23 protein-coding genes and 1 pseudogene are annotated in these 24,005 nt (G+C 51.5%); 10 read left to right on the top strand and 14 right to left on the bottom strand.

Annotated elements, in window-relative coordinates; translation table 11 throughout:
* Positions 1 to 322, top strand: a pseudogene (locus ACQY8X_RS15950) (cation:proton antiporter); the annotation flags it as partial.
* A gap of 185 nt (positions 323 to 507) precedes the next feature.
* Here the strand turns inward: ACQY8X_RS15950 and ACQY8X_RS15955 are convergent.
* Positions 508 to 1,491: a glycosyl transferase family protein gene (locus ACQY8X_RS15955; RefSeq protein WP_428036135.1), complete on the bottom strand. Its 984-nt coding sequence runs from the start codon at positions 1,489 to 1,491 to the stop codon at positions 508 to 510.
* Positions 1,492 to 1,688: 197 nt separating this feature from the next.
* Here ACQY8X_RS15955 and rlmD point away from each other — a divergent pair, with 197 nt between their 5' ends.
* Positions 1,689 to 3,083 (top strand): 23S rRNA (uracil(1939)-C(5))-methyltransferase RlmD, encoded by a 1,395-nt coding sequence (rlmD, locus tag ACQY8X_RS15960; protein ID WP_428036136.1) that lies wholly within the window; start codon positions 1,689 to 1,691, stop codon positions 3,081 to 3,083.
* 1 nt (position 3,084) lies between these two features.
* Entirely contained in the window at positions 3,085 to 3,735 is a 651-nt protein-coding gene (locus ACQY8X_RS15965) for a pseudouridine synthase (protein ID WP_428036137.1), read from the top strand.
* Between the two features lie 19 nt (positions 3,736 to 3,754).
* Here ACQY8X_RS15965 and ACQY8X_RS15970 read toward each other — a convergent pair whose 3' ends face one another.
* The 3 genes from ACQY8X_RS15970 to dapA form a co-directional block, all read right to left on the bottom strand.
* Positions 3,755 to 4,708, bottom strand: a complete 954-nt coding sequence (locus tag ACQY8X_RS15970; RefSeq protein ID WP_428036138.1) for a 2-hydroxyacid dehydrogenase — start codon at positions 4,706 to 4,708, stop codon at positions 3,755 to 3,757.
* Between the two features lie 144 nt (positions 4,709 to 4,852).
* Positions 4,853 to 6,241, bottom strand: a complete 1,389-nt coding sequence (gene bamC / locus ACQY8X_RS15975) for an outer membrane protein assembly factor BamC (RefSeq protein WP_428036139.1) — start codon at positions 6,239 to 6,241, stop codon at positions 4,853 to 4,855.
* Positions 6,242 to 6,259: 18 nt separating this feature from the next.
* Positions 6,260 to 7,135 carry a 4-hydroxy-tetrahydrodipicolinate synthase gene (gene dapA, locus ACQY8X_RS15980; RefSeq protein ID WP_428036157.1) on the bottom strand — a complete coding sequence of 292 codons (876 nt, stop codon included), beginning with the start codon at positions 7,133 to 7,135 and terminating at the stop codon, positions 6,260 to 6,262.
* Positions 7,136 to 7,362: 227 nt separating this feature from the next.
* Here dapA and ACQY8X_RS15985 point away from each other — a divergent pair, with 227 nt between their 5' ends.
* The gene (locus ACQY8X_RS15985) at positions 7,363 to 7,830 is read left to right on the top strand and encodes a peroxiredoxin (RefSeq protein ID WP_428036140.1); all 468 of its coding nucleotides are present in this window, start codon (positions 7,363 to 7,365) and stop codon (positions 7,828 to 7,830) included.
* 63 nt (positions 7,831 to 7,893) lie between these two features.
* Here the strand turns inward: ACQY8X_RS15985 and ACQY8X_RS15990 are convergent, their stop codons facing one another.
* Entirely contained in the window at positions 7,894 to 8,976 is a 1,083-nt protein-coding gene (locus ACQY8X_RS15990; protein WP_428036141.1) for an AI-2E family transporter, read from the bottom strand.
* A 12-nt stretch (positions 8,977 to 8,988) separates the two neighbouring features.
* Positions 8,989 to 9,225: a sulfurtransferase TusA family protein gene (locus ACQY8X_RS15995; RefSeq protein ID WP_428036142.1), complete on the bottom strand. Its 237-nt coding sequence runs from the start codon at positions 9,223 to 9,225 to the stop codon at positions 8,989 to 8,991.
* A gap of 120 nt (positions 9,226 to 9,345) precedes the next feature.
* Here ACQY8X_RS15995 and ACQY8X_RS16000 point away from each other — a divergent pair, with 120 nt between their 5' ends.
* Entirely contained in the window at positions 9,346 to 10,776 is a 1,431-nt protein-coding gene (locus tag ACQY8X_RS16000) for a M48 family metalloprotease (protein WP_428036143.1), read from the top strand.
* 83 nt (positions 10,777 to 10,859) lie between these two features.
* Positions 10,860 to 11,468 (top strand): CBS domain-containing protein, encoded by a 609-nt coding sequence (locus ACQY8X_RS16005; protein WP_428036144.1) that lies wholly within the window; start codon positions 10,860 to 10,862, stop codon positions 11,466 to 11,468.
* Positions 11,469 to 11,562: 94 nt separating this feature from the next.
* On the opposite strand, the gene ACQY8X_RS16010 is transcribed toward ACQY8X_RS16005, so the two are convergent.
* Complete coding sequence (locus ACQY8X_RS16010) at positions 11,563 to 13,191, bottom strand: acyl-CoA synthetase (RefSeq protein WP_428036145.1); 1,629 nt, start codon at positions 13,189 to 13,191, stop codon at positions 11,563 to 11,565.
* A 224-nt stretch (positions 13,192 to 13,415) separates the two neighbouring features.
* Here ACQY8X_RS16010 and ACQY8X_RS16015 point away from each other — a divergent pair, with 224 nt between their 5' ends.
* Both ACQY8X_RS16015 and ACQY8X_RS16020 read left to right on the top strand, forming a co-directional pair.
* Positions 13,416 to 14,930, top strand: coding sequence for a PAS domain-containing sensor histidine kinase (locus ACQY8X_RS16015; protein WP_428036146.1), 1,515 nt, complete (start codon positions 13,416 to 13,418; stop codon positions 14,928 to 14,930).
* Positions 14,931 to 14,942: 12 nt separating this feature from the next.
* Positions 14,943 to 15,551 (top strand): response regulator transcription factor, encoded by a 609-nt coding sequence (locus ACQY8X_RS16020; RefSeq protein WP_428036147.1) that lies wholly within the window; start codon positions 14,943 to 14,945, stop codon positions 15,549 to 15,551.
* Between the two features lie 191 nt (positions 15,552 to 15,742).
* Here the strand turns inward: ACQY8X_RS16020 and ACQY8X_RS16025 are convergent, their stop codons facing one another.
* The 7 genes from ACQY8X_RS16025 to ACQY8X_RS16055 form a co-directional block, all read right to left on the bottom strand.
* The gene (locus ACQY8X_RS16025; protein ID WP_428036148.1) at positions 15,743 to 16,294 is read right to left on the bottom strand and encodes a porin family protein; all 552 of its coding nucleotides are present in this window, start codon (positions 16,292 to 16,294) and stop codon (positions 15,743 to 15,745) included.
* A gap of 156 nt (positions 16,295 to 16,450) precedes the next feature.
* Complete coding sequence (locus ACQY8X_RS16030; RefSeq protein WP_428036149.1) at positions 16,451 to 17,254, bottom strand: alpha/beta fold hydrolase; 804 nt, start codon at positions 17,252 to 17,254, stop codon at positions 16,451 to 16,453.
* Between the two features lie 2 nt (positions 17,255 to 17,256).
* Positions 17,257 to 17,676: a PaaI family thioesterase gene (locus ACQY8X_RS16035; RefSeq protein WP_428036150.1), complete on the bottom strand. Its 420-nt coding sequence runs from the start codon at positions 17,674 to 17,676 to the stop codon at positions 17,257 to 17,259.
* 30 nt (positions 17,677 to 17,706) lie between these two features.
* Entirely contained in the window at positions 17,707 to 18,174 is a 468-nt protein-coding gene (locus ACQY8X_RS16040; protein ID WP_428036151.1) for a PaaI family thioesterase, read from the bottom strand.
* Between the two features lie 2 nt (positions 18,175 to 18,176).
* Entirely contained in the window at positions 18,177 to 19,835 is a 1,659-nt protein-coding gene (locus ACQY8X_RS16045) for an AMP-binding protein (RefSeq protein WP_428036152.1), read from the bottom strand.
* 113 nt (positions 19,836 to 19,948) lie between these two features.
* Positions 19,949 to 21,088 carry a CaiB/BaiF CoA transferase family protein gene (locus ACQY8X_RS16050; RefSeq protein WP_428036153.1) on the bottom strand — a complete coding sequence of 380 codons (1,140 nt, stop codon included), beginning with the start codon at positions 21,086 to 21,088 and terminating at the stop codon, positions 19,949 to 19,951.
* A 9-nt stretch (positions 21,089 to 21,097) separates the two neighbouring features.
* On the bottom strand, positions 21,098 to 22,255 hold the full coding sequence (locus tag ACQY8X_RS16055) for an acyl-CoA dehydrogenase family protein (protein WP_428036154.1): 1,158 nt from the start codon (positions 22,253 to 22,255) through the stop codon (positions 21,098 to 21,100).
* Positions 22,256 to 22,525: 270 nt separating this feature from the next.
* Here ACQY8X_RS16055 and ACQY8X_RS16060 point away from each other — a divergent pair, with 270 nt between their 5' ends.
* Together ACQY8X_RS16060 and ACQY8X_RS16065 are read left to right on the top strand one after the other, a co-directional pair.
* Entirely contained in the window at positions 22,526 to 23,035 is a 510-nt protein-coding gene (locus ACQY8X_RS16060; protein ID WP_428036155.1) for a DUF523 domain-containing protein, read from the top strand.
* Between the two features lie 40 nt (positions 23,036 to 23,075).
* Positions 23,076 to 23,942, top strand: a complete 867-nt coding sequence (locus ACQY8X_RS16065; protein WP_428036156.1) for a mechanosensitive ion channel family protein — start codon at positions 23,076 to 23,078, stop codon at positions 23,940 to 23,942.
* The last annotated feature ends 63 nt before the right edge of the window (positions 23,943 to 24,005 follow it).

Below are 24,005 nucleotides of genomic sequence, written 5' to 3' on the forward strand. Positions count from 1 at the left end.
GGGACTGCTGGGGCAGATCATTATCCCGGCATTGATACTGGCAGTTCTGGTGCTGGTAATCAAACCGATCGTGTTCCGTTTTCTGTTACAGAGCATCAGTGAGAGCAATAAGCTGGCGTGGGAAGTGGGCTTTCGTCTGGGACAGATCAGTGAGTTCTCGCTACTGATCGCCTACATGGCAACCAGTGCAGCAATGATCGGACAGGAAGCCTCTCACGTTATTCAGGCCACCGCAATTCTGACATTCCTGCTATCAACCTATGTCGTGATCTTCAACTTCCCCAGCCCTATCGCGGTATCGGATAAGCTTAGAAGGGATTGAGGCGGCAAAACCAGCCGCAAGACGCAACTCCGTTGCTTGCTAAAACGGCGCCTGCGGCTCCCGCTGGTTGCGAGAAAAAGCAAGAAGCTAATTAGATTTTGTTTCTTCTAGCAAGCAGCTCTGCCGCGCCTAGCGACTAACAAGTCTCGCAGTGACCTCTAGCCAGGAAAGCTGGCTTTCCGATCTCAGAATCGCTCCTTATCCCTACTCTGCCACATCTGTTCTGCCAGAGAGAAGCAGGCGGCATCGTTATCCGCTTTGTTTAACAACTTAAGTATCAGCGCCAGCGTTGAGATTACTGCCCCTTCGCCGTACTCATCCGTTGTTTCACCACGCCACAGTCCGAGCAGGTCAGCAGTATTAAGATCCTGTTTTACCAGACGGCGGGGATAATAGCGGCTCCATTGGGAAGTGCTGTACTCGCTGCCACGAGTCCACTGCAGATCACACTCAGCATCCGGTTTCACCTCAGCTTCACCACCATCGCCTTTAATTGTCAGGCCGTTCTCAACCCCCAGCAACTGAGCCGTTTTCTGATGCATTGGGCCGTAAGCAGGATGAAATACGCCATCCACCGTGTGCTTTGCCAGCAGCGGATTAATCAGCCGACAAAGGGTGTGTACCGGCGAGCGCAGCCCTAATACCGGTCGCAGATTAATAATTCTGCTCATCTCCGGGCTGAGTGTCTCGATCGACATAAATGCGAACCCTGATGCCTCAAGGGATTCACTGACCTCGCCCCAACGGTGGCAGGCCTGAATCCCAAACAGGGCGAGACAGTCTTCGGTGTAGATTCGCTCCGGCGTATGCCCCCGGGCACCATGCATAAACACCCGGATGCCACTTTCTGCCAGCAGCAGCGCCACCAGAATAAACCAGGGTAACTGACGTTTCTTACCCGCATAAGTTGACCAGTCCAGGTCGACGGTTAATGCCTGCGGTGCACCACAACGCCCCCGCACCGCTTCAACAAATCCAGCCAGCTCTTCCGGAGACTCCTCTTTAACCCGCAACAACATCAGAAATGCTCCCAGCTGTTCTGGCTCAACCAGCCCATCCAGAATCATCTCCATCGCCTCACGGGCCTCAACCTGCGTCAGCGAGCGTGAGCCCTGCTTACCTTTACCTAAAATGCGTACAAAGGGTGCAAACGGGTGTTCCTGTGACATATATTTGCTCTGATATAGATAGAATTCAGGCCAATTTTATACCCAGAACCCTCATCCGATAAAACATTTACGCAGAAAAACCTATTTATACTGTCCCGCTCACCTGCCGAATGGGTTTTACCCGCTGATGCGCCCCACCCTCAGGATGCTTTAATCCCCTCGCACTGGTAGAATCCGCCCTTCGTCAGGAGAAGTACATGAAACCGAACAGTTCCCGCACTATAAAACAACCGCCAGCCCGAAAGCCGGCTCATCCGCTACCTGCTGATCCGGTAGAGCTGAATATCGACTCCCTCAGCTATGATGGGCGCGGTGTCGGACGCTATCAGGGGAAAACGGCGTTTATTGCCAATGCCCTCCCCGGGGAACAGGTTCTGGCACGGTTGACAGAAGAAAAAGCACGTTTCTATCAGGGTCACGCTGATACCGTTATCAGCCCTTCCAAGCACCGCATCGAGCCCGCCTGCCCCCATTATCAGCAGTGCGGTGGCTGCGATCTGCAACATCTGGATAATCAAGCCCAGCTGGAACTGAAACAAACGCAGGTTCTGGAGCAGCTGGAACGGATCGGTCATACAAAGCCGGCCAACATCCGCGCACCCTTGACCGCCGTCAGCTGGCACTACCGCCGCAGCGCTCGCATTGGCATCAATCAGCTGGCCGATGGTGAACCCATCATCGGTTTTCGCCGCCGCGGCAGCCACCTGCTAACCCAGATTGATAGTTGTGCGGTGCTGGATGCACGGGTTAGCGATATATTCAGTCGGGTACGCGAGGCGCTTCGAGACAGTGGCGACATCAGATATATTACCCAGCTTGACCTGAATCTTGGCGATCAGGATGGCTATCTGTCACTGCGGCTGAAACGGCGTTTAACCGACGAGCACCTGGAGATATTCACGGAGCTGGCCGATCACTATTCGCTGAATCTGCAGTATCAGGTTATCGGTGCTGAACAGAGTGACGCCCCCGCTCAACTGTCGAGCTACCATCTGGGAGAACAGGTGTTAGCGTTTCGCCCCGGCGACTTTATTCAGGTGAACGCCTCCATTAACCAGCAGATGATCAGCGAAGCCTGCCAACTGCTGGATCTCAAACCTGAAGACCGGGTGCTCGATATGTTCTGCGGCCTCGGCAACTTCTCTCTGCCAGTGGCTCACTCAGGTGCGTTGGTAACAGGCGTGGAAGGCAGTCTGAGTATGGTAGAACAGGCGCAACGTAATGCTCAACAGAACCAGTTACACCACTGCCGCTTCTTTTGCGCCAACCTGGCCGACGACCTCAAGGGGTTACAGTGGTTCAAACAGGACTACAACAAGATCATTATCGACCCACCCCGTACCGGCGCGGCTTCACTGATCCCGCAGATCTGTCGTCTCAAACCCGAACTGATCCTCTACATCTCCTGTAATCCGGGTGCCCTTGCCCGGGATAGCCAGCTACTCAATGAAGAGGGTTATCAGCTGCAGGAGTTTCTGGTGATGGATATGTTCCCGCAAACTCACCATGTCGAATCGATGGCACTGTTTGTTCGCGGCAAGAAAAAAAGCCCGAAAAAGAAACTCTTTACTGGCAAAGGCATCAGCCGCTGAGATGATTACCGCAATCGATGACAGGGATATTCTCTTTGCCGACGCAGAGATCGTTGTGGTGAATAAGGCAGCAGACCTTCTATCTGTACCTGGCCGCGGAGAGGATAAACAGGACTGTCTCTGGCGCAGAGTCCAGCTGAGTTTTCCAACGGCCAGAATTGTTCATCGACTGGATTATGCAACCTCAGGCGTGATGGTGCTGGCATTAAATCCGGCCAGCCATCGACACCTGAGCATTCAGTTTCAGGAACGCAAAACCGCCAAAACCTATCAGGCGATAGTGGCTGGTCTGTTGCTACAAGAGAAGCAACAGACCAGCGGTACTGTCGATCAACCAATGCGTTGTGACTGGGACAACCGGCCATTACAGATTATCGATCATGAGCAGGGTAAAGCGGCACAGACCCATTGGCGGATACTTGAGCCACTGGATAACGCGACCCGGGTAGAACTCACCCCGATTACCGGCCGATCGCATCAACTGCGGGTGCATATGCAGTTTCTGGGTCACCCGATTCTGGGGGATCGGTTTTATGCCGCACCAGAGCATATAGCCCGCTCAGAACGTTTACTACTGCACGCTCAAACACTCAGCTTCAGCCATCCGATCACCGGTGAAGCACTATCGTTTAGCTCGAAAGTACCCTTTTGACATCCGCGCTGAACCGGCTTTAATTTACCTGACGGATCATCTCGCCGCATTTATACCCGGCAATACTCTCTGTTACCTGATCAACAATCCGCTGCCTCGCCTGAACACTCCCCCAGGCACTGTGAGGCGTAATAATCAGATTGGGAATATCATCCGCCAGTAACGGATTACCATTCACCGGTGGCTCTTCACATAGCACGTCAGTTGCCGCGCCAGCCAGTTTACCCCGGCGCAGAGCATCAGCCAGATCGCTCTCATTGACGATTCCGCCACGGGAAGCGTTAATCAGAAAGGCCCCTGTTTTCATCTGCTCAATGGCGTTCGCATCTATCAGATCGCGAGTCTCTTCGGTGAGCGGACAGTGCAAACTGAGCACATCAACCTGCGGCAACAGTTCTGGCAATGCAACCCGGCCACCAATGGAATCACCGCCGATGCGTTGAGCGATCAGGACATCCATACCAAATGCACCCGCCAGCTGCGCAACCCCGGCGCCCAGATTACCATATCCCACAATCCCCAGAGTCTTGCCACTGAGTTCCTGAATCGGATAATCCAACAGGCAAAACTGTTGCGCACGAGCCCACTGTCCATTACGAGCCGCCTCATTATAACGGATCAAATTTGTATGCAGCGCCAGCATCAATGCCATTACATGCTGAGACACCGAAGCCGTGCCATAGGCCTGACAGTTAGATACACTGATTCCCAGTTCTGTCGCCGCCTGCAGATCAACATTATTCGTGCCTGTTGCCGCGATACAGACATGCTTCAACTGCGTGGCTGAAGAAAGCGTCTCCCGGTCCAGAACTACTTTATTCACGATAACCACATCAGCGCCCGCGATCCGCTCTGCCACCTGCTGGGGTGCGGTAGCCGGATAACCGGTAAAATCGCTGAATTCCGCTTTTAATGCCGACAGGTTAAGGTCATCGCAGTCCAGGCTATTAAGATCAAGAAATACGGCTTGCATCGCTATCTACCTCTACTCATTAAATAAACCCAGACTTTTGAATCATCAAAAATACGCGCAGAAAAATTCTGAAAAAAAAGGGCCACTAGCAAAAAGGCCCTTTCATATTAAAACCAACACCCGGTATCAGTCCCGGCCCGGCGTTCAAATCTGATCTTTGATCTCCCAGAGAATCTCATCAGCAATCACAGCGGGAGCAGATAATCCATCCGGAGTCTTAACCGTCAGGAATACGCCATTAGCGGTCCGGTTCATATGCAACTGATACTGACCCACATGTTCATATTTACCTGACTCATTGTTATAGACGCCATCCTGAGCACTTCCGAACACATAGATAACTTTACCTGCAAACCAGATTTTATAGCCATTACTGTTGGCCTGGTCAGACGTCCCATCGACGGTGTACTGCTCTGCAGCAGCGCTGTCGCCCTCAGCTACCGCATACTGCTTCGAACTATATGAAGGGCCATCAGTTACCTCTTCACTGCCGCCGAAGCCTAATATTTCACCGATACGACCTGAACTAAAGGTGATCGCTTTACGATCTGAGTGCAGCCATTCAAAGAAGCCCATTGTTTCAGTATCCTCAAACGGTGTTGAGGTGGTATACGTCATATAGATCACACCCGTTTGCTGATCCCGGGTACCGACATCCAGAGTGGTTTTATCGATTGCTTTGTTAATCTGAGCCCAGGCCTGATCAACCGGTACAGTAATCTTCAGCGCGGGGAACCCTTTAGAATCACGCCCCATTTGCGGCCGGTCATTATGCTGGCGTTTGAGTTCCATCATACTCAGGCTGCCGTTGGCATTAGTGGTAGATTTGCTCAGATAACGCAGCATCTCAAACATCATATCGGTTTTATAACCAACATCGGCACCATCAGCGGTCCAGTTCACTGGCTGCTCTTTCTGATCCTGAGCAACCCGGATATGCTGCATCGAGATTGAGGTACGATTAAAATCATCGGCGACCGGACGAACAGAGACACGCAACTTATCGCTGACAGGCCCCTCAATATCCTGGAAGGTAAGATGTTTTATCATGCTATCGACAAAACTTAACTCTTCCCCGGCAGTATCGATCCAGTCGGTCTCCATGACGCCCTCTTGCGGCGCGGATTTAGCCAGTGCAACATTGTTAAAGCGCCAGAAGTCCTGCAGCTGAACCCAGACATCAGCAATCGGTTCATCAACAATCAATACTTTCTCATCGCCCAGGCGCTTCAGATTAACACTGCCATTACCCGCATCGGCATAGAAAAACTCAGGACGGGGCACAACAAACTCAGCAGTACGCTGTGAGGCAGTCTGGCCCGCATTGGGAATCTCCAGCGCATCCTGCATCGTTTTGGAACGGGTTTGAATCGCAGGTGGAAGCTCGAGCCGCTTGGTTGCCTTGGCCTCTTCATAATTCTGGCTGCGATCATTGATAAGTCCATTCTCGCCGTAAATCGGATTTGAGTATGAACCACATCCGGCAATACTCAACACAGCTGCCGCCAGAGGCAACAAGGCAATTATTCTCATTATGCTCGTCCGTTAGTTTCAGATAATTTCGCAGGCTTTCAGGGCATCGCGCACCTGATCATGATATTGCTCAGACAGAACAGTCAGCGGTAAACGAATACCCTGCCCCATCAGCCCCATCTCAGCGACAGCCCATTTCACCGGAATCGGGTTAGCCTCAACAAACATCGCCTTATGCAATGGCATCAGCGACGCTTGCAACGCACGTGCAGGTTCGGCCTCACCGGCAATCGCCAGACGACACAGCTCACCCATTTGCGCAGGCGCCACATTGGCGGTCACCGAAATATTTCCATCGCCGCCCAGCAACATCAACTCAACGGCTGTTTCATCATCACCGGAGTAGATAGCGAACTCTTTTGGCGCCGCTTCTATCAGGGCTTTAGCCCGCTCAAGATTTCCCGTAGCTTCTTTGATACCGACGATATTTGATATTTCAGCCAGTCTCAACACCGTTTCAGGCAGCATATCGCACGCGGTACGGCCAGGAACGTTATAAAGAATCTGAGGAATATCAACCGCTTCAGCAATGGCTTTAAAGTGCAGATACAAACCCTCCTGAGTTGGCCGGTTGTAGTACGGGGTCACCAGCAAACAGGCATCAGCGCCAACGTTTTTAGCCGCTTCAGTCAACTCAATCGCTTCACGGGTAGAGTTCGCACCGGTACCGGCAATAACCGGAATAGCTCCGCCTACACGGTCAACCACGCGTTTGATTACCTTGCAGTGTTCATCACAACTCAGTGTCGCAGACTCGCCGCTGGTGCCTACGGCGACAATTGAGTCGGTGCCCTTCTCCAGATGAAAATCTACCAGTTTATCAAGCGCGTCCCAATCGACATCACCGTTAGAATTCATCGGGGTAACAAGAGCAACAATGCTGCCAGTAATCATCATGGTCTCCATCAAGAGGTATACAGAATGGCCTATGGTACTTGGCTGCGATTTGCGGCTCAACCCATTTAAGCTCAATAAGTTAGCGTATTCTGAATATTCAAAAAAACGATATTTTCAGGGGCTGCCAAAACTGTGTAATCTGTTATCGTATAAAAAGCGTATCATTCTAACTGATCTCGGTCAGATAAGCGTAGTTTTTAAGACAGATTTTTTAAGGAATAAGTATGAGCCAGCCAACCATTGATCAGCCAGTAGCCGACTTCACCGCTGTAGCCACCAGCAACACCACTGTGACGCTGTCCGAACTGAAAGGTTCCAACGTTGTAATCTATTTCTACCCGAAGGACAGCACCCCCGGTTGTACCACTGAAGGCCAGGACTTCCGGGATATGTATAGCGAATTTCAGGCAGCCAACACGCAGATTTTTGGGGTTTCCCGCGACAGTATGCGCGCCCATGAGAACTTCAAAGCGAAGCAGTCCTTCCCGTTTGAGCTGATTAGTGATCCGGATGAAACGCTGTGTAAACTGTTTGATGTGATCAAACTGAAGAAACTCTATGGCAAAGAACATCTGGGCATTGAACGCAGCACATTCCTGATTGATGCTAACGGCGTACTGCGCAAAGAGTGGCGCAAGGTCAAGGTCAAGGAGCATGTCGCGGAGGTGTTAGAAGCGGCCAGGGGACTTTAAACTCAGTCCTTAGCACCGACAACGAAAAAGCCGGCTGATGCCGGCTTTATTGTCTCTGGCTGGTTACGAATCAGCCTTATTGCCATCCTGTATAAAAGCATGGCTTTTTGGCCAGGCATTCAGAATCGCTTTAATCAGCGTAGCCAGTGGGATGGCGAAAAACACCCCCCAAAAACCCCAGACACTGCCGAATACCAGCACGGCAATAATAATTGACACCGGATGGAGGTTAACCGCTTCAGAGAACAGCAGCGGCACCAGCACATTGCCATCCAACGCCTGAATAATGCCGTAGGCCAGCATCAGGTACCAGAACTCATTGGTCCAACCCCACTGAAAAAAGCCGATCAGCGCGACCGGCAAGGTCACCAGTGCCGCTCCGATATAGGGGATGAGTACCGATAACCCGACCATGATGCCCAATAGCGCTGCATAGTTGATGCCCAAAAAGGCAAACGCTACATAGGTTACCGAGCCGACAATGACGATCTCAATCACCTTCCCCCTGACATAGTTGGCGATCTGCTGATCCATCTCGTTCCACACCTGGGTCAGCATCGCCTTCTTTTGCGGCAGAAAAGAGACCCACCAGCGCACCAGATTACTGCCATCTTTAAGAAAGAAAAACACCAGAATCGGCACCAGTACTACATAGATCAGCAGTGCAATCAGGCCGGTGATCGAACTCAGCGAGTAGGTCACCACCATCTGCCCCAGCTTTCTGAGTTCGGTTGTTGCCAGATCAATAATCTGAGTGATCTGTTGTTCAGAAAAGATATCCGGATATTGCTGAGGCAGCAGTAACAACACCTGTTTCGCCTGCGCCACCATTCCGGGCAACTCGTTAAACAGGTTAACCGATTGCTTCCAGGCCAGTGGCATAATAAACAGCAACAGGGACAGCAATACGCCGATAAAGAGTGTGAATACCAGCAGTACCGCAGCAAGATGGGGCACATTGTGCTCTTTAAGCCAGACAATCATCCCCTGCATCAGAAACGCCAGAATAATACTGGTAAACACCGGCGTCAGCGCCTGTCCCAGATAAAGGATAACGCCCAGAGCACCGGCCAGCAGTACCAATAAAAGCATTACCTCCTCATTGGAGAAGTAATCGTCGATCCATCTACTGAAAATTTTTCTCACGCTTTGCTCCTGTTAGCCGCGCTGGATAATATAGGTATACTGATCATCATGGCTGAACGATTCCAACATTTGATGGTCAGACTGGTCGACAAAAGCCTTGAAATCACGCTGAGAGCCAGCATCAGTTGCTACCACTTTGAGAATTTCACCCGGCTTGAGCCTATGCAGTGCCTGTTTCGCTTTCAACAACGGCAACGGGCAATTCAGACCGCGGGCATCGAGCTGTTCATCCCAGTGGGTCTCAGTCATAGAGCTACTCCTGATGCAGATAAGAGGCCAGCAATATATACCAAAAAGTGGGTTATTATAATCCATAATTGCGCTTAACTGCTTTTGTTACTGCAGTCACTAAGGATAAGGATTAACAATTTGCGAACTGGACTTTCACGTTATCTGCTGGCCAGTATTCTGGCGCTGAGCCCGGTTACCCTGACACAGGCAGATGAGCTGCCGGTCATCGCCAACAGTTCGGCGACCATATCTCTGGAACAGGAGTTCCAGCTGGGGCGCACCTGGGCCCGATTACTACGTGGTCAGGTTCCGGAATATGGTGACCCACTTATCGTTAACTATATCGATAGCCTGCTTTGGCAGATTGCGGCCAACAGCCAGTTACAGGATCATCGCCTGCAACTGATCGTCCTCGACAATCCGGTGCTCAACGCCTTTGCGGTTCCCGGTGGCGTTGTCGGGATTAATGCCGGACTGCTGCTTGGGGCAAAAGATGAGGAGGAGTTAGCCTCTGTTATCGCTCACGAACTGGCACATCTTTCTCAGCGCCATTACGCACAACAGCTGGAAGAAAGTCGCCGCAATACTCCTTTGATGCTGGCCGGCATTCTCGCCAGCATTCTGGTCGCCAGTGCTGATGCTCAGGCGGGCATGGCAGGCATCACCTCATCAATGGCTGCCGGGCAGCAGGCCGGGATAAACTTCACCCGCCGCAATGAACAGGAGGCCGACCGCATCGGCATGCTCAACCTGGTCAATTCCGGCTTCGACCCCTATGCCATGCCACGCATGTTCTCACGGATTCAGCGTTCAAGTCGTTTTCTCGGCCAGAAGCCACCGGAGTTTCTGCTCACACATCCGGTGACAGAATCCCGTATCGCAGACGCTGAAAACCGTGCCAGCCAGCTGCCTAAACCCGCATTCAAACCTCAGCGTTATGATTTTCAACTGATCAAGAAACGTGTTGAGGTGCATTATGCCAGCGATATTAAAGCGCTTATCAAAGCCTATCAGGAAAGCGCCACAAGTAATCCCTTAAGCCGCTATGGTCTTGCTCTGGCACTGATGCAAAACCGCGAATATACACAGGCAAAGAGCGCACTCGACGGTCTGCCGGACGACCTAAAGCAGCATCTCTATATCCGCCTCAGCTATGCCGAACTACAGATGGCAGCCGGAGAGCCAAAAGACGCCCTGCAACGACTGGAACTATTGAGCCAGATCTACCCGGACAGCTACCCGGTACTACAACTTTACGCTAAAGCGCTCAGAGCAAATAACCAGTTCAAAAAGTCCGCCAGGATTCTCACCAGTCTCAGCCAGCAATACCCTGCCAATAGCTATATCTGGTATGAACTGGCAGAGGCTCAGGGGCTTGCAGGAAACACCCTGGGCGTTCACGAAGCCCGGATCGAATATTTCCTGCTGATCGGTGCTACTAATAAAGCCCTGCGACAAATAGACTTCGCCATGCGAGAAAAAGACCTCACCAGCAGCGATATAGCGAGGCTCGAAGAGCGTAAGCGGGAAGCTGAGACGATAAGAGACCAGATTAAAAATTCGCTATAAGCCAGTGATAGCTGGTCCAATATTTACCTGAGAGCGTAACACAGGCAGATTGTTTGACGATAAAGTGTCGGCGGAGGTACAGAATGTTCTCTATATACGGGCCTGATGGACGCGCATTTCACGATACGCTTGAGCAACTCTATCGTATCAGGCCCATACAGCCAGCCTCCAGTGAGGCGGAACACCCGCTCGCACAAACGCCGCAGCCGTTCCAGAGTATCAACCAAAACGCGGTAGATGCTTACCGGGAGCTTATCCATGCCCAACCAAAAGATGAACTACACCACCTTTATGAAGTGATGAGCCGATCCTTCACCAACCTGCCAGAAGAGATTTCAGCTTATAACGCCCTGCTGAAGATAGAGGAAAGTCCGTTTAACGAGTTACCGGTGGTTAACCGTCATAACTGCATTATCGGGATGATCTCCTATGCGTCTATTTTAAAACAACTAAAACTCGACAACGAAGATCTGGGCTTCCTCAAGATTTCGACAGCCCAGCAGTATCTTGCCGGCGATGTTATCACTGCAGAACCTATTACCAGTATTCGCCGCGCTGCCCAGGTGATGCACCATTACGACCTTGAAACACTGCCGGTGGTTGACAGCTATGGCGCCACCATCGGCATCGTCACCTGTAAAAATATTGTCTCAGCGGTGTCGAATGAGCCACCACTGAGCATCTGGAGCTGAACACTTTCCAGCTATAAAACAATACTTAAAATAAAAGAGACCCGGGGGTCTCTTTATTGTAGTTTGTGACAAACTCAACCATCAGGCCAGATGCTTACGAGTTAGCTTTATCCCGCAAAACAAACTTCTGAATTTTGCCGGTAGAGGTTTTTGGCAAAGGCCCAAAGATGACTTTCTTAGGTGCCTTAAAGTTCGCCATATTCTCCCGACAGAAGTCGATAATCTCCTGTTCGGTTACCTCAGCGCCCTCTTTCAGACTGACAAACGCACAGGGCACCTCGCCCCACTTTTCATCGTCCCGGGCAACCACCGCCGCTTCCATAACACTGCTGTTACGATACAGCACATCTTCCACTTCAATCGATGAGATATTCTCGCCGCCGGAGATAATAATATCTTTGGAGCGGTCTTTAATTTCGATATAACCATCCGGATGCCACACTGCCAGATCACCTGAGTGGAACCAGCCACCGGAAAAACTCTCTTCCGTTGTACTGGGGTTTTTCAGATAACCTTTCATCACCAGATTACCACGCATAAAGATCTCACCCATGGTCAGGCCATCCTGAGGGACCGGCTCCAAGGTACTCGGATCGGCAACCATCAGACCATCCAGCATCGGCGCCCGCACACCCTGACGGGATTTAAGACGGGCGATCTCTTCATCAGAGCGATCATTCCACTCCTGATGCCACTCACACACCACCGACGGGCCATAGGTTTCAGTCAAGCCATACACATGGGTGACGCTGAATCCCATTTTCTCCATTCCCTGAATCACAGCAGCGGGCGGCGCAGCCCCCGCAGTCATCACTTTCACCTTGTGACTGATACCCTGCTTCATCTCATCCGGTGCATTGTTAAGCATATTCAGCACAATCGGCGCGCCACAAAAATGGTTAACTTTTTCCTGTTTAATCGCCCCGTAGATATCCTCAGCACGGACATGGCGCAGACAGACGCTGACACCCGCTGAGGCAGCAATCGTCCAGGGAAAACACCAACCGTTACAGTGGAACATCGGCAGAGTCCAGAGGTACACCGGATGCTGCCCCATATTCCAGCAGACAATATTACTCATCGCATTCAGGTACGCGCCACGATGGTGGTAAACAACCCCTTTCGGATTGCCGGTGGTACCAGAGGTATAGTTCAGGCTGATAGCATTCCACTCGTCATCCGGCATCTGCCAGTCAAACTGAGGGTCGCCCGTGGCGATAAAGGCTTCGTAATCACAACTGCCGATCAGCGCTCCCCCTTCGAAATAAGGGTCATCAATATCGATGACCAATGGCTTGTGGGCGATCATTTTCAGGGCCTTGCCGATCACTTCAGAAAACTCCCGATCAACAATCACCACTTTCGCTTCACCATGCTGCAGAATAAAAGCAAGCGCTTCGGCGTCTAAACGGACATTCAGCGCATTCAGTACCGCGCCACACATTGGCACGCCGAAATGGGCCTCAAACAGCTCTGGCAGGTTAGGTGCCATAACAGCAACCGTATCGCCCTCGCCGATCCCTTTCTGACTCAGAGCACTGGCAAGCTGACGGCAGCGATTGTAGGTTTCAGACCAGGTTCTCCGGGTTTGCTGATGCACCACCGCCGTGTGATTTGGAAATACCCAGGCTGATCGTTCAATGAAGCTTAAAGGACTCATCGCACAGAAGTTCGCGCTGTTTTTATCCAGTCCGAACTGATAGGGATTAGAGTGTGTTGACATAGTAGTTAGCCCTGAATATCGCGGTCACTGAATTAAACCCGCAGCGACAGCGTTATTATTTTAATAAATGGTTGTTAAAAACTCACAGCTAAGTGTTTACCCTTATTGCATCAACTATAATACGTAATTACCCTGACGAAACAAGTTAGCCTTAAGTCAAAACCTGACAGAGCTACGTGATAAACAATAGATTTTAAGGGTTTTTCCCTGATCAGCGAGTGTCAATGAGTATAGAACAAGATCTGAAAGCGATCAGTGAAATGGATGAGGGAGAACGCTCCCGCTTTCTGGTGGAACAATCCACCGACATGATCTCCCGCCATACGCCGACAACTGAATGGACCTTTCTCGATGTCAGCCCGGCAGTTGAACGGATGCTGGGCTATACCGTCGAAGAGATGATCGGCACGGCGGGCTATGACCTGTTTCATCCGGAAGATGCCGACAACCTGATCAAACGCTCCGATTCTGTTCGCTACCGCAAAGGGATGTACACCAACGTATATCGTTACAAGCATAAAAACGGCCACTATATCTGGCTGGAAACCACCAGCCGTACTCTGAGAGATAGTGAGGGTAAACCGATTGAGGTCGTCTGTGTTTCCCGCGATGTTACCGAACAGACACTGGCCCAGCAGGCGACCCGGCGACTGGCGCGGGTGGTAGAAGCCTCTTCCGACATGATCATGTTCTGCAATCATAAAACCATGCAGCTGACCTATATGAACGAGGCGACCTATATCACGCTGGGCACCGAGAAAGAGAACCCGATGGTGTTCTATCTGGAACAGATGTTTGAGCCCAAAGTATTTGCCTCTCTGGTACAGGATGCCCTTAGCCATGCAGCCGCCCACGGCACCTGGTATGGCAGCATAAAGATGCAGCTGCCCTCGGGCCGTGATCGCACCGCCGAGATCCGGGAGGTGATCGCCCACCGCAACCTCAACGATGATATGCAGGTCGAGTATTACTCGATCATTGGCCGGGATATCACCCTGCGCCGTAAAGCGGAAGAGGAGATGAAGCGTAATCAGCTGGAGATGGCCCATATCGCCCGCCTGCTCTCCGTGGGAGAGATGGCGTCGGGCCTCGCCCATGAGATTAATCAGCCACTGGCAGCGATTCTTAATTACTGCCGCGGGTCGATGCGCCGTATTGAAGAGGGACGCATCAGCTCCATTGAGGAGATCAGTAAATCGATGGAACTGATCACCCGGCAGGCAAAACGGGCAGCTGAAATTGTTAAACGGATGCGCAGCTTCGTCAAAAAAACCGAATATCAGCGAATGGAGTTCTCCCTCAATGAAAGCTGTCAGGAGATAGCGGAGTTTCTCAAACAGGAAGCGCTGGATCACAACACCACATTCGAGTTTGAGCTGGAACCCGGCGACCTGCCTATCGTAGCAGACAAGATTCAGATCGAGCAGGTGCTGGTTAACCTGATTCGCAACGCGATCGAAGCCTATAACGACTGTGAAACAACTCACCGTCCCGTTATCATCAGCACCCGCAAAGTAAAAGATTGCATCTATATCTCAGTCGCTGACCACGCCAAAGGCATCACCACTGAAATATTAGAGAAGTTGTTTGAGCCGTTCTTCACCTCAAAGTCCACCGGACTGGGGATGGGATTATCGATCTCCCGCACTATAATTGAGACCCACGGAGGGCAGTTATGGGCAGAAAGCGACGGCAAAACCGGCACTCAGTTTTATATTAAAATTCCAGCAAAAGGCTAGGACCTGACCATCATGACCCGATACAGCGGCACCGTATTTATTGTGGATGACGATGATGATTTTCGTGACTCCATGCAGTGGCTATTAGAAAGCGACGACCTGCCCGTACAGAGCTTCGCCTCTGCCCGGGAGTTTCTGAATACTTACAAGGGCGACAAGGGCTGCCTGCTACTGGATGTACGAATGCCCGAAATCAATGGCCTGGCACTGCAGCAAATTATGCTGGAGCGGGATATCCGCCTGCCCATTATCGTACTCAGTGGTCATGGTGATATCCCCATGGCAGTGACCGCGATGAAAAACGGCGCCATCGACTTTCTGGAAAAGCCCTTCGATGATGAAGTACTGATCCCACTGGTGCAAAACGCCCTGAAAAAAGCCGATGAGATGTTCGCTGACCGGCAGCTTGAAGAACAGGTGCGCAAGCTTTATGAAACCCTCAGCCGACGGGAACGGGAAGTGATGGCACTGGTAGTAAGCGGTAAAGCCAACCGGGAGATAGCAGAAGAGCTGGGTATCAGCCCGAAAACCGTCGAAGTCCACCGTTCACGTGTAATGAGCAAGATGCGGGCGGAGAGTTTACCTGTTCTGGTAAACCAGGCGGCGCAACTGGAAGGCTGAACGGTCTCTGTATAATCAGAAAGAGAGGGAGTATTTAAGCATTCTGCAGCAGGGTATCAGCATTTCCGTCACCTCAATTGCAATGCTCTAAAGGTAATTCTGATTGTCTTAGTAATGACATGTAAAGATAGGGAGAAATCAATAAAGCGAAAATCAGGCGCTTTTATAAAGCGCCTGATTAATGATAGAGATTAAAAGTTATATGCAATACCCAGTGATAGCATATCAAAATTTTCTCCATCTATATCGTAACGTTCAAACTCTCCACGTATAGAAATAGCTTCCATATTGTATGCCGCTCCAACCCCATAAAATACATCAGAGCCATCATCACTCTGTGTGCTCATACCGGTCGCTTTAAGATCAACGTTCCAAGCCTGATAACCAACCTTAGCAAAAACCCCAAAGGATTCATTTACTGGTAAGGTACCAACCGCAGCGACCCCAAAGGTATCAACTGAGGCAGAAACCTTGTCAATACCGTCAGTCGCTGAAATCTCACCCAGGTCGGTATAAGAACCTTCGACGGAGAAATTGGTGTTAAATTTGTAGCCTGCAAAAATTTTATAACCCGTATCGTTATCGTCTACGGAAACACCCGGGAGAGTCTCAAAGTCATCAAATGCAGAAGATGAGGTCTTTCCCAATGAAGCACCAACATAAGCACCAGCATCTGCTGCAAAGGTATTTGCCGAGACAAGAGAAAAAGCAACCACAGAAGCAACAATTAGAGATTTTTTCATGAAATATAACACCTGTATAAATACAACACTTTATGATTTTTTTATCATAAAAATCGAAAGTAGATAGTATGTGAGGAAGCCTGTTATGAAATATAGGAAAAATTCCTAATTCGAATAAATAAGCTCCTGAAATTGTTGAAAAGATATCTATTTCATTTAAACACCCAACGACTCAATAAACTCACTCATCGATTTAAGGGTTGCAGCCTTGGCCTGCAGATGGGGCACATGGCCACAGTCGGGCAGAAACAGCGCTGTGGCTTGCTCCCCTATGCCGCTGACAATATCGTCGACCTGTGCCCTTTCTCCATACTGATCATCCTCTCCCTGCATAATCAGCGCCGGGCAGTGAATCTCTTTCAGCCAGCCGGTCAGATCCAGCGGCTGAAAGCGCTCCCGTAGCCAGGTTTCATGCCAGGCACGAAACAGCAGGTCGGTGCGATCACCATGATAACGTGCCAGTTTGTTGGGCAAATCGGTGGAGTTGTACAACTCCAGCGCTTCGATAATCCCCGCCCTGGTTAGCGGGTCGATGCGGATATGGGCCGCTTCGGTGATAACCGCGACAACCCGCTCGGGCAGACTGGCTGCACCGATCAGAGCGATGGAACCACCATCGCTGTGCCCCACCAGCACGACCTGCTCCAGCCCTGCGGCATCCAGCACCGGTTTAAGCCAGTCCCGCCCTTCCTGCTCCAGATAGTCATCCGGCCGCGGCAGGGTAATCGGTGATGAGCGGCCATAACCTCGGCGTTCATAGACAAACAGATCCAGACCGGTGTTATCTGCCAATAGCTGCGGAAAATCTTTCCACAGTTCGATATGACCCAGAGCCTCATGCAGTAACACCAGTGTGGGTCTGTCCCAGCCTTCGTTATGCTTGTGCTGGCCATGCAGCGCAAAGATCTCAGTGCCATCGTGAAGGCTCAGCAGCCGTTCCTGCCACCTGATCTCATCCATGATCAACGCTCCGCAGGTATGGAATAGGTCAGCGTGGTATGGGCGACTAACTCTTCGCAGCCTTCAGAGCGAATCCACACTTCACCTACCGCCAGTCGTTTACCGACCTTCATCAGGTTACAACGGGCCAGCAGATCGCGACCGGCCTCAGGTTTGCTCATAAAATTGATATTCAGATTGGTCGTCACCGCCAGCGCGACCGGGCCGATCTGCCCCAGCAGTGCTGCATACATACAGACATCGGCCAGCGCCATCATTGAAGGCCCGGAGACGGTACCACCAGGACGCAGATGTTCATCATCTACCGGCAGTTTCATCTCCGCCCAGCGATCCCCCAATCCGGTCAGTACGCCAAATTTTTCACCCTGAGGAAAATGCTCAGCCAGAAAGCTGCTCATCTGTTCGATTGTCATCACCGGCATAGAAAAAACTCCGCCTTATCGTTGTCATTATTATTGTTTGCGACTGTCGACCACCGCCAGCGTCACCGTCGCTTTAGAGACCAACTCGGCGATATCATCGCTGACACAGTAGACCTCCGCTTCGGCAATGATCAGATTAGCTCCTGGCTTCAGCACCCAGGCCCGGCAGCGTAATCGTTCACCCTTTGCTGCCCGCAGCAGATTAACCTTAAACTCAGCCGTAAGAATGATCTGGTTTTCAGCTAACAGGGTTGCAGCCGCAGTACCAGCCGAGTGATCTGCCAGCGTAGCCTGCACCCCGGCATGCACATAACCGTCCTGCTGCAGATGTTTATCCTGCAATATCAAGCGGGTTTCACAGCGACCAGCCTCCAGACTGACCAGCTGAAAACCGAGCTCCCGGACAAAGGGTGCCTGATAAAAGACCCGCTCAGCTTCGACCGCGAAGTCCGGGTTGCGAACCCGGTACTCCGATGGTAAGGCATTCAGCTGATGCATTGTTACGCCATCCCATCGGCTTCATCTTTCGCCCGGTTGCGCAGGATAAAACGCTGTATTTTGCCACTCGGCGTTTTTGGTAATTCCGGCATAAACTCGATCTCACGGGGGAAGGCATGGGTCGACAGACGACTGCGCACATGACTCTTCAGCTCTGCTGCCAGCTCTTCGCTGGGATCATACTGCGCTTTCAGCACAACATAGGCTTTGATGATCGCCCCCCGTTCCGGATCTGGCTTGCCGATAACACCACTTTCCGCAACCGCCTGATGCTCCAGCAATGTGCTTTCAACATCCGATGGCCCAACACGGTATCCGGCGGTGGTGATAATATCGTCATCCCGGCCATTGAAAGAGTAGCTGCCATCACCATGGCTGATCACCACATCGCCAGTGAGATAGTATTTTCCCCGGAACGGATTTTTCTCGCCCCAGGTATAGCCCGGAAAGAAGAACAGCGGGGATTTTTCCATATCTACAGCCAGTTCGCCGATCTGCCCCTCGCCCAGTTCATTCAGATCATTATCCAGCGCAACAACACGGTGTCCTGGCATTGAAAAGCCCATAGAACCGACCCGGACAATGCGCTGTTCAAGATCATGATGGTTGCAAGCGGTCATACCGGTTTCAGTCTGACCATAATGATCCATTACCGGGCAGCCTAAACGACGATCAACCCAACCGATTACCTCGGGGTTAAGCGGCTCACCGGCACTGCTTGCGAGACGCAGATCAAAGGTATCATCCTTGCCAAGCAGACCGTCATTGGCCATCAGCAGACGATACGCGGTTGGCGCAGCGGCCAGGTTGGTGATTTTGTACTTCCGCAACATGGCGTAGGTGGTTTCCGGGGTGAAGGCGTTCTCATTAAAATGTGTGGTATTACCCAGCAAAAGCGGCCCGACAACAGCGTAATACAAGCCGTACGCCCAGCCGGGATCGGCAACGTTCCAGTAGCGGTCGTCGGGATGCAGTCCTACGGCATAACGCATGTAAACATAGAACGACAGCAGCGCGCGGGCAGGCACGGCGACGCCTTTTGCCTTACCCACGGTCCCGGAGGTAAACATCTGCAGAAATGGATCATCTGCGCTGATTCGCACCGGTGTAAACGTTGAGCTCTGACTGCCCAGCTCAGTTTCAAAATCGTCTAAAGCGGCATACTTAGCGTCTGCTTTGTCCCGATTAAACAACAGAATTGGCGGACAGCCATTGACGCTGTCCAGTTTGGCGATGTTATCAGGATCGGTGACCACCAGCTTTGTCTCCGCCTGGGTGACCCGGTACTCGATTGCGCCCCCACCAAACGCAGTAAACAGCGGCTGATAGACAGCTCCTGCCCGCAATACGCCCAAAACCACCACCAGCAATTCAGGTGTTCTTGGCATCAGACACGCCACCCGGTCACCTTTACCGATGCCCCGAGTGCTCAGCAGATTGGCGAATTGAGCCGCTTTGCGTTGCAGCTCAGCAAAGGTGTGACTGGATGCGGGTCGGCTAACTCCCTCGTAATTAAGTGCCACGCGGGCTTCGTCTTTAGCCCAGCGATCGCAAATCTCTTCACAAACATTGAACCCCTGCTTCAGGTCACCAATCAGCTGCTCCTCAATCATGGACGGAGTAAAGGAATCGTAAAATTCCTGATAGTTAGCAATAGTCATTATCTGCCTCGTTATTATGTTTATTAAGGCCTTACCCTCTGGAAGTCAGATCGTTCCATCCGGTAAGTTCATCCTTTTATCGTTGCACTTTTTAAATTGAGCGTTTCAGTCTGTTAATCAAATAGCCCGGACTCTCTGAGTTTTTCAATCTCAGTGGCGCTATACCCCAGCCGCTGCATAACCTGCGCCCCCTGCTCACCACAGCGTGGCGCCGGGCGGATCGTTTGTTTTTCAAACCCCAGCGCCGAGTCCACCTGTCGTTCACCACTGGCGCGGGTCACTATCAGGTGACGGGCATTAAACTGGGGATGTTCAGCCGCCTCTGAAACGGTTAAAACCGGTTCTACGCAGATATCCAGCCCAGCCAGCTGTTCGCACCAGTGATCCAGATCCTGATGGATAAATTTTTGCTGCAACAGCGTCTTAAACTGACGGTCTTCCAGTGGCGGGCTATCCTGAATATTCAATGCCTGCGCCAATCGCTGACGAAACTGAGGTTCGAGGCTGCCAACCGATATAAAGCGGTTATCTGCTGTACGATAGTAATCATAAAACCCTCCACCGTTGAGGAAGTTGCCCTCCGGCTCGGGATCACCTCCACCATTGAGCGCAGCCGGTGTCATCAATGCCTGTAACGCCAGGGTGTTATCCGCCATCGATATATCCAGATAACAGCCCTCCCCACTGCCATACCGGCCAATAACCGCAGCCAGAATCGCCATCACCGCCGGGTGAGAACCCGCCGCGACATCGGCCACCTGCATCCCCATCGGGGCAGGCCCGGTAGACTTTCGCCCCATATGGCTGGCGGCACCGGACAGCGCCAGATAGTTAAGATCATGTCCAGCGCGGTCGCGGTAGGGCCCGGACTGTCCATAACCGGTAACGGAGCAGTAGATCAGTTGAGGATTGGACTGTTTCAGGGTTTCATAATCCAACCCTAAACGAGCCATAACCCCCGGGCGGAACTGCTCAATCAGAATATCGTATTCAACCACCAACTGGCGGATCAGGGCTGCAGCTTCAGGGTGTTTAAGGTTCAGCGCCAGGGATTGCTTACCCCGGTTCAGATAACTGAAAGCGGCGGACTGCCCCTCAATCTGCGGCTTCATATTGCGCACCAGATCATGCCGGGAAGCAGACTCAACCCTTAAAACCTCCGCTCCCAGATCGGCCAGCAGCATAGTCGCGTAGGGACCGGGTAACAGAGTTGAAAGATCGAGCACTTTCAGGCCTTGCAAGGGGGCTTTCACAAAATCACCTCAACCTGCAGCATTGAGTATTTCACGGGCGATAATCAGCCGCTGAACCTCGCTGGTGCCTTCATAGATCGAAGTGATCCTGACATCACGGCTCATACGCTCTAGTGGATATTCCTGCATATAGCCATAACCACCCAGTAGTTGCAGAGCGGTATAACAGGCCTGATTGGCTTTTTCGCTGGCGAAAAGTTTTGCCATCGACGCTTCTTTGGCAAAACTCAGCCCCCGCTGTTTGCGGTCTGCAGCACTCATCAGCAATAAACGGGCAGCTTCAAGTTCAGTCATACGGTCAGCAATCATCCATTGCAGCCCCTGAAAATCAGCGATAGGCTTGCCAAACTGCTGACGCTCTTTGGCATAGGCGATGGCGTACTCCATTGCCGCCTGGCCGATGCCTAAAGCCAGCGAACCGATACCGATGCGCCCACCCGCTAACTCGGTAACCGCGATGCGAAACCCCTCATTCAACTTGCCAAGAATGGCAGAATCCGGCACTTCACACTGATCAAAATGCACCTCATTGGTCGCGGAGCCATGCTGCCCCATTTTCTTTTCAGCAGGACCAACAGTGATACCAGCGGTATCCGCAGGCACCAGAAAACAGGTGATCCCCCGGCCTTTCTTCGCCTCAGAATCGGTCACCGCCCACACCACAAAAACGCCGGCAAACTCCGCACTGGTAATCCACTGTTTTGTACCGCTAATCGCCCAACCGTTATCTGTTTTCACCGCTTTCGTGCGCATCGACGCCGGGTCTGAACCAGCACTGGCTTCGGTAAGGCAGAAACTACCGCTGAGATACTCACCGCTACAAATTTTTGGCAGGTACTGCTGTTTCTGTTCTTCACTACCGACCACCTGAATCACCTCAGCCACCATATTAGTGACTGACATGGTCACAGCTGTTGATGCGCAGGCGCGGGCAATTTCGGTGATCGCCAGACTAAAAGCAACGGCCCCAGCCTCAGTGCCGCCATATGCGGCATCAATGTTCAGTCCCATGAATCCCAGCTCGGCAAGCTGACGACAATTGTGAGTGAGAATGTTTCTATCTTTGGTTTGATCCAGCTGCTCAGCGACAGGCGCCAGTTCACTCTCCGCAAATCGACGGGCAGTGTCCTGAATCATCTGCTGCTCTTCGGTAAGACTCAGATACATCGGGTATTCCTGATTTTTATTATCTTTCCCTACCCCTGTGATCGACCTTTAAGGGATTAATAAGGGTATTCCCCTAAGTATATACCCTAAAGCAATCTTATTCGTAAACAGTAATTTGAATTTTTTTTGCTTTCCACACCCAATTACAGCGAAATCAAACTGCGCTGGATCATACAAATGTCACCTTTAAGCGTTAGTTTAATTGCCCAGCGCCGTTTTACTGTTAGAATCCGCACCGTTAAACACGTCACACATATGCACATACTGAATATGAATAAAAAAAATAAAATACTGATCAGTGCATGTCTGTTAGGTTGTAAAGTCCGTTACGATGGCAGAGACAATCTGATAGATAGCGTTTTCATCCGCCACTTGCAGCAACAGGGACGCCTTGTGCCAATCTGCCCAGAGCAGGAAGGCGGGCTTCCCACTCCACGACTTGCCGCTGAGATTCAGGATAAGTTTCCTCTGCGCATCACCGCGACTAATGGCGAAGACGTTACACCGCAGTTTCTTGCAGGTGCAGAAAAAACCCTGGAGATTGCTCAGCGAGAGGGCTGCTGTTGCGCCCTGCTAAAATCCCGTAGTCCCTCCTGCGGCAACCTCGAAATTTACGATGGTAATTTCTCCGGCACCCTCAAAGTGGGCTCTGGTGCAACCGCTGATGAACTTATGCGCAACGGATTTCCGGTATACAATGAGCGACAACTCGACCAACTGATCGAATTTGTTGAGCTGCTGGACGGCTGCGAACCTGACTTTCGACGCCATGCCAGCTAGCGACCTCTGAAGCAGAGTACCTGATATAGGAGACCCGTCCATGATCCAGGACGAGCTGGCCACCCTGACACAGTTTTACACCCTGATTATAGATTTCTTTGTTAACTATAGTTTCCAGGTGATCGGTGCCATTATCATTCTGATTATCGGCCTGATCATTGCCCGCTGGGTCGGTAAAATAACCCTCAGGCTGTGCCTGCGTAACCATGTTGATGTCACCCTTAGCAACTTTATCAGCAGTACAGTCAAGCTGTTGCTGATAGCGATGGTTGCGGTAATCTGTCTGGGCAAATTTGGCATTAGCGTCGCCCCCTTTATCGCAGCCATCGGCGCCATCTCTCTGAGCATCGGCCTGGCATTACAGGGGGTTTTCTCTAACTACGGAGCGGGCTTCACCATTATCCTCACACGCCCTTTTGTCGTCGGCAACACGATTCGCTGTAACGATGTCTGTGGCGTGGTTGAAGAGATTCGGCTGGCCTATACGCAGCTATCCACCGAAGATGGTGAAATTATCACCATCCCCAATAAACATATTGTTGGCGAGGTGCTGGTTAACTCCTTTGAAAACACTATCGTTGAGGCTTCAATTGGCATCAGTTATTCGGCCAACCCCGATAAAGCGATTGAACTGATTACTGAACAACTTGAGCTTAACCCCGCAATAGTGAAAGCACCCGCCCCCCAGGTGGGGATTGCAAACTTTGGTGACTCATCGGTGAATATTGCCTATCGCTACTGGGTGCCAACCAAACAGCAGTTTGAGTTGCAGTTCCAGATTAACGGTGCGATCTACAAAGCATTCAGAGAGGCCGGTATTGAGATTCCCTTCCCGCAGCGCGACCTCCACATCCGCAGCGGCACCCTCCCCATCACGCAATCACCCCCTCCCCCCGCTTCCGAGTAGCCCAGGGGGTATCTTCATCCCCGTCAGTCGAATGGCGGCGCCAAGCCGCCGTCAGAAAAAGAG

Source organism: Amphritea sp. (assembly GCF_050300915.1).
Classification (GTDB): Bacteria; Pseudomonadota; Gammaproteobacteria; order Pseudomonadales; family Balneatricaceae; genus Amphritea.